Origin of the sequence: Vibrio sp. 10N.286.46.A8 (assembly GCF_041470165.1) — a bacterium.
Lineage (GTDB): Bacteria > Pseudomonadota > Gammaproteobacteria > Enterobacterales > Vibrionaceae > Vibrio > Vibrio tasmaniensis_A.
On sequence record NZ_JBFRLX010000212.1, the window covers coordinates 1 to 963 of the forward strand.

At 44.8% G+C, this 963-nt stretch carries 2 protein-coding genes; both read left to right on the forward strand.

All coding sequences use genetic code 11. From position 1 onward, the window contains the following. Positions 1-120: 120 nt before the first annotated feature. Positions 121-453, forward strand: coding sequence for a multidrug efflux SMR transporter (locus AB4232_RS18975; RefSeq protein WP_372087756.1), 333 nt, complete (start codon positions 121-123; stop codon positions 451-453). 145 nt (positions 454-598) lie between these two features. Next, positions 599-963 (forward strand): hypothetical protein (locus tag AB4232_RS18980; protein ID WP_372087757.1); only part of this gene is annotated, 365 nt, incomplete at its 3' end.

Consider the following 963-nt stretch of genomic DNA (forward strand, 5'->3'; position numbering starts at 1 on the left):
GGCTTTTTTGTGCCTGCTGTTTGGGCAAATACGCTGTGACTAAAGATCAGCAACAACGATTAACACTTTCAAATACCCCCGCTATACCAACAAAAAACAATACAACTAAAAGGTACGACTATGAGCTGGTTTTTCTTAATGATGGGCGTGATGGCGGAAGCACTTTCTCACGTAGCACTTAAAGCAACCGACGGTTTCAGTTTGTCCAACCCCATCCCTGCTTTATTGGTGATTTCAGGACACTTGGCGGCATTTCTATTTTTGAGCCAAGCCATGAAAGGGATGCCTGTAGGTGTGGTGCACTCTTTATGGGCGGGCTTGGCTATCGTAACTGTGAGCTTGATTTCTACATTTGTTTACCGCCAGCACCTCGATACTATGGTGTGGATTGGTATGTTATTTGTGGCAGCAGGTGTTGTGATGATCAACCTATCTCAAGGTCACTCGCACTAGTGTAGATTGTGACTTATGAACAGTGTGTCAATTCGTTCAAGTTTCCTAACAGACAGGTGTCGCCTTCACTTATTCATACTCTTACAATCGGCAAATCAAACCTGTTACCATAGCGTCTTCTACATCACCTATTTTGAAGGTTGCTATGAAAGCAATTAAGACTCTTTTCTTCCTGATGGTTTTATTAAGCGGTCTGTTTACCGCTTGGCTGTTTATCCCGATTCCAGCGACCATGGACAAGCAAACGCTCGACCTTCCATTAACGGAACCATTCAAGCTTGTGGCGTATCGCAGCAACCCGAATGATGCAAGCAAGCCTCTGACTTACCACTACTATGTGATTTCAGATGTAGTTGGCGTGGACGACATGGACCCGTTCCTAGTTACCACAGACCAATTCGTGAAGCTTGGCGAATTCGACGAGAATACGTTCAGTTTAACGGTTAACGGCAAAATCGAGAGCTACACCAACGATTTGTGGATCAAAAAACCTGACGGCAAGCTTCAGCA